This window comes from Actinomycetospora sp. (assembly GCF_055612215.1).
Genome location: NZ_JBVPVA010000087.1, coordinates 1 through 5,550, shown reverse-complemented (window position 1 = coordinate 5,550; position 5,550 = coordinate 1). Strand labels below are relative to the sequence as shown.

General features: G+C 75.1%; 3 protein-coding genes. 1 reads left to right on the top strand and 2 read right to left on the bottom strand.

Translation table 11 applies throughout. From position 1 onward, the window contains the following. A partial coding sequence (locus AC0CYZ_RS02025) for an acyl-CoA dehydrogenase (RefSeq protein ID WP_472211793.1) occupies positions 1–1,679 on the bottom strand: 1,679 nt, incomplete at its 3' end. A 199-nt stretch (positions 1,680–1,878) separates the two neighbouring features. Here AC0CYZ_RS02025 and AC0CYZ_RS02020 point away from each other — a divergent pair. Further along, positions 1,879–4,311 (top strand): FUSC family protein, encoded by a 2,433-nt coding sequence (locus AC0CYZ_RS02020; protein WP_472211790.1) that lies wholly within the window; start codon positions 1,879–1,881, stop codon positions 4,309–4,311. On the opposite strand, the gene AC0CYZ_RS02015 is transcribed toward AC0CYZ_RS02020, so the two are convergent. After that, positions 4,254–5,550, bottom strand: a 1,297-nt coding sequence (locus tag AC0CYZ_RS02015; RefSeq protein ID WP_472211787.1) for a D-arabinono-1,4-lactone oxidase, incomplete at its 5' end; no start/stop codon positions are given. The genes AC0CYZ_RS02020 and AC0CYZ_RS02015 overlap by 58 nt on opposite strands.

Below are 5,550 nucleotides of genomic sequence, written 5' to 3'. Positions count from 1 at the left end.
AGCAGGTAGCCGATGAGCATGTCGCCGACGCTCATCAGGAAGCTCACCGCGTGCTGGCCGACCTTGTACAGGTTGGCGGTGTCCTCCTGCGACGAGGTCAGGAAGCCGATCATCGTGCCGAGCATGCTCTGCACGTCGCCGAGTGCGGTCGCGAGGAACGCGCGCTCCTCCTTGAGCCGGCCGTTGCCCGACCCGCCCTGCTCGCCCGCCTCCAGGAACGCCTGGACGAGGCCGGCGACGTGCATCAGCGCCTGGCCGTTGTCCTTGACGATCTTGCGGAAGAAGAAGTCCTGCGCCTGGATCGCCGTGGTGCCCTCGTACAGCGAGTCGATCTTGGCGTCCCGGATGTACTGCTCGATCGGGTAGTCCTGCAGGTAGCCCGACCCGCCCAGGGTCTGCAGCGCGATCGTCAGCTTCTCGTAGGCGCGCTCGGAGCCCACGCCCTTGACGATCGGCAGCAGCAGGTCGTTGACCTTCTCGGCCAGCGCCACGTCCTCGGCGGAGACGTCGCCGGCGGCGGCGTCAGGCGCCTCGCCCAGGCGCACCGTGTCCTGGTAGGTCGCGGTGAACGCGTACACCGCGCGCAGGCCCTCGGCGTAGGCCTTCTGGAGCATGAGCCCGCGGCGCACGTCGGGGTGGTTGGTGATCGGCACGCGCGGGGCGGCCTTGTTGGTCTGCTGGGTGAGGTCGGCGCCCTGGATGCGCTCCTTGGCGTACTCGAGGGCGTTGAGGTAGCCCGTCGAGAGGGTGCCGATGGCCTTCGTGCCGACCATCATCCGGGCGTACTCGATGACCTGGAACATCTGCGCGATGCCGTCGTGCACCTCGCCGAGCAGCCACCCGGTCGCCGGCGTGCCGTGGGCGCCGAAGGTCAGCTCGCAGGTGGCGGAGGCGTTGAGCCCCATCTTGTGCTCGACGTTCGTGACGAAGACGCCGTTGCGCTCGCCCGGCTCGCCGGTCTCGGGGTCGAAGTGGAACTTCGGCACGAGGAAGAGCGAGAGGCCCTTGGTGCCCGGCCGCGCGCCCTCGGGGCGGGCGAGGACCAGGTGCAGGATGTTCTCGACGAGGTCGTCGGAGTCCGCCGAGGTGATGAAGCGCTTGACGCCCTCGATCGACCAGGTGCCGTCGCCGTTGTCCTTGGCCTTGGTGCGGCCGGCGCCGACGTCGGAGCCGGCGTCGGGCTCGGTGAGGACCATCGTCGCGCTCCACGCGCGGTCGACCATGATCTGGGCCCAGCCCTTCTGCTGCTCGGTGCCGTTGCGGTAGATCACCGAGGCGAAGTTCGGGCCGGTCATGTACATGAAGACCGGGGCGTTGGCGCCGAGGATCATCTCCGCGGCGGACCACTGCACCGAGGGCGGCACGCCCATCCCGCCGATGGCGTTGTCGGCCGAGAGGCGCCACCACTCGGCGTCCCACATCGCGCGGTAGGAGCGCTTGATGCCCTCGTCGAGGTGCGCGGTGTGGGTCTGCGGGTCGAAGCGGACCGGGTTGCGGTCTCCGGAGGTGTAGGACTCCGCGAGCGGACCCTCCGCGAGCGCGGCGGCCTCGTGGAGCAGGGCGCGCGCCGTCTCCTCGTCGGTCTCGGCGAACGGGCCGGTGCCGAAGTGCTCCTGCACGCGCAGGACCTCGAAGAGGTTGAACTCGATGTCGCGGACGTTGGCGCGGTAGTGACTCATCCGGATCTCGCTCCGTCTCGAGAGGTCGGCGCCCGCCCCGGGCGCCGAGCCGGCCGTACCGGCGGGTAACCGCAGCTTATTACCGGGTGGTAACCGTGTCGAGGGTGACTCGGCCCGCGCTCGGACGGTCCGTCACCGGCACCCGGCGTGGAAGACTCCCGTCCCTGGTGGATCGGACGCGGACGAGGGGACCAGGGCGGTGCGGGTGGCCACGGCGCGGGCGCTGGGAACGCTCCGCACCCTGCTCGTGACCGCCGACCCGGGGCTGGCCCGGCTGCGGCTCGCCTCGATCGCGGTGGCCTCGATGGCGCTCGCCGTCGCGGTCATCGCGCTCGGCCGCGCGACGGTCCTCGCCGGGGAGCCGGTGACCATCGTGCTCTTCGCCGGCGTGCTCGCGATGATCTCCAACCTCGCCGTCAACGAGACGACGATCCGGCGGCAGCGGATCACCACCGCGCTCATGGCGCTGCCCGCGCTCGCCTCGACCGTCGTCGGCACGCTGCTCTCGGGCCACCGCCTCGTCGCCGACGTCGTGTTCGTCGCGGTCATGGTCGCCGCGGTCTACGTCCGCCGCTTCGGGCCGCGCGGGTTCGCGCTCGGCATGGGCGCGTTCATGCCGTTCTTCTTCACGCAGTTCCTCGCGGCCAAGCCGGCCCAGATCCCGGCGCTGTGCGTGGCCGTGGTCGTCGGCCTGGGCGCGACCCTGCTGCTGCGCGGCGTCGTGTTCGCCGAACGCCCGGAGCGCACGTTGCGCCGCCTCGTCGACGCCTTCCGCGCCCGGGCCCACGAGATGGTCCTGCGCGTCGACGACGTGCTCGCCGCGACGCAGGACGCTGCCGACGGCGGGTCGACGCCCGGCCTGACCACGGGCGCCGAGCACGAGCAGGTGGGCGAGACGGTCCTGGAGCGCCTCTACCGGGCACGGCGGCGGCTCAACGAGACCGCGCTGCTCGTCGAGGACCAGCTCGAGCGCACCCCCGCCGCCCGGGTGTGGCCGGGGCTGGAGAACGAGCTGCTCGCGCTGCGGGTGGTCGACACCGAGCTCGGCCTCGAGCGCCTGGGGGTCGCGGTCCGGCGGCTCGCGCGGACCGGGGCTCCCGGCGGTGACGGCGCCGACCAGCGTGCGACGCCGCTCGCGCTCACCGCGCTGCGCACCGGCCTGACCCACCTCGCGCGGGCGCTCGAGCGCAAGGTCCCCCACCGGCGCATCCTCGCCGAGGTGTCCGACGCCCGGGGCGCGGTCGCCGGCCTCGTCGCGGACACCCGCCGCGGGCACGAGCGGGTGCAGCGCGCGGCGTTCGCGGTCCGCCGCGTCGCCGACTCCGTCGAGTACGCCCAGCGCGACGCCCCGGCCCGCCCCGGCGAGCCGATGACCGATGGCCTCGTCCTGCCCGGCGTCCCGCGCCCGGCGACCCCCGACGCGGTCGCCCGCGAGGCCGCCGGCGACGGGATCGGGATGGGTCGCCCGGACCCCGACGCCCCGGCCCCGTCCGGGCCGGAGGAGCGGCGGCACCGCGACGACGACGCCGGGCTCCTGCTCACCACCCGGCAGTCGGTCCAGGTCGGGGTCGGCACCACGCTCGCCATCGTCGGCGGCGAGCTCCTCTCCGGGCAGCGCTGGTACTGGGCGGTGGTCGCCGCCTTCGTCGTCTTCGCCAACACCAGCAGTCGCGGCGACCTGCTCTCGCGCGGCTGGGGCCGTCTCGTCGGGACCGTCGGGGGCGTCGCGGCGGGCATGGGCCTGGCCGCCCTCACCTCGGGTCACACCGTGCTCTCCCTGGTCCTGCTCTTCGCCTGCGTCTTCCTCGCGCTCTACCTGGTGCGGATCTCGCCCGGCATGCTCGCCTTCTGGATCACCGCGGTCCTCGCGCTGGTGTACGGACTGATCGGCCAGTTCAGCGTCCAGACCCTCGTGCTGCGCATCGAGGAGACCGTCATCGGGGTGGTGGCGAGCGTGCTCGCGGCGTTCCTCGTGCTGCCCAAGGGCACGCGCGAGGCGTTCGGCGAGGCCGTCGACGAGTTCGTCGACGTCGCCGACGAGGTCCTCGGGGGCGCGGTCGACACCGTCCTCGGCACCGCGTCGACCCCGCCGCTGGAACGGGCCCGCGAGATGGACACCAAGCTCGCGGCCGTGCGCGCCCGGGCGCGGCCGCTGCTCGTCGGCTCCCCCCGGCGCCGCGGGCGCTCGAGCCACCGGCGCGCGCTGCGGGTGTTCGTCGTCGTCGACCACTACGCCCGCTCGCTCGCCCGGGTCGCCGCCGACCTCGGCTCCACCCCCGACCCCGGCTGGGCTCCCACGCTCGGGCCCGCGTCCCGGGCGGTGCGGGACAACCTCGACGGGCTGCGCGACGTCGTGGTGCGCGGGCGGCGTCGCTCCGACGGCGGGCAGGTCCTCGTGCACTCCGCCGAGGACCTCGTCGACCGCGCCGAGGCCTACGCCGCCCGGGGACAGGAACCCCGGCGGCGCTCGGACGCCCTCGTCGTCACCCGGCTGCTGCGGCGCATCGACCAGGCCGTGGTCGCGCTCGCGACCGACCTGGGCGCCGCCCACGACGAGGAGGCCGACGAGGTCCGTCAGTCGCCCAGGAGCCGTTCCAGTGCCGGGTTGGTGAACACCCGCTCGGGGTCGTAGTCGTCGCGGACGCGCCGGAAGTCGTCGAACCGCGGGTAGGCCGCCGCGACGTCGGGCGCGGCGAGGTCGTGGCGGGTCCCCCAGTGCGGGCGACCGTCGTGGGCGCGCAGCACCTCGGCGGCGCGTCCGAGGACCGGTCCGGGGTCGGTGCCGCGGGGGACCCGGACCGCGACCCACCCGACCGCCCGGCCGTGCGCGGGGTGCAGCCACCCCGTCTCGGCCGCCCCGAGCCGCATCCGCACCGGGAGGCCCGTCTCGAGGCCGTCGGCGAGGGCGGCGAGCAGGGCGCGCAGCGCGTCGGCCAGCGCCTCGCGCGGCAGCGCCCACTCGGTCTGCTCGTAGCGCACCGCGGGCGGGTCGGACAGGACGCGGTAGCCGGCGCCGGTGGCGGACACGGTGCGCGCGAGCCGCAGGGCGACCCGGTTCAGCGGCGGCGCGAGCCGGGGCAGCGCGCGCTCGACGACGACCGCGCCGCCCAGCGCCTTGCGCCCCGTCGCGCCGGCGCTGGTGATGCCGACGGTGCGCTCGCGGGGGTCCGCGGCGGCCTCCTCGTCCGCGTCGTCCGGGGCGACCTCGTCGGCGTCCCCGACGTCGCCCCAGCGCGCCACCGCGGTCGGGGCGGACGGGAAGAGGGCCGCCTCGGCGAGGTCGTGGCCCTCCCAGAACCCGGGGTCGAGGACCTCCTCGACGGGCCGCGACGACCGCGTGACGCGCACCGGGGCGGCGGGGACGACGGCGAGCTCCACGTCGAGGACGACGCCGAGCGCGCCGAGGCCGGTGCGGGCGGCGTCGAGGTCGGCGCGCGGGACGTCCCGGACCCGACCGCGCCCGTCGACCAGCCGCATCCCGAGGACCTGGTCGGAGAGCGAGCCACGGCTCCCGGCGCTGCCGTGGGCGCCGACCGCGAGCGCGCCCCCGACGGTCGGACCCCGCAGCTCGAGGGGGACGGCGAGCGCGAGCCCGCGCTCGTCGAGCGCCTCCTGGAGCTCACCGATCGTCGTGCCGCCCCGGACGCGGACGGTGGCGTGGTCGCGGCTCGGGGCGCCGGAGGAGACGGCCGTGATGCCGGAGAAGGCGGAGGCGTCGAGGTGGACGCCGTCGGTGACGGCGAGGTCGGAGAAGCCGTGGCCGGCGCCGACCGGACGGACGGTGTGCCCGCGCTCGGCGGCCCGGCGGACCACCCCCGCGACGCCGGCCTCGTCGAGCGGCCGGGCGGTGGCCACGGGCCGGCAGCGTTGC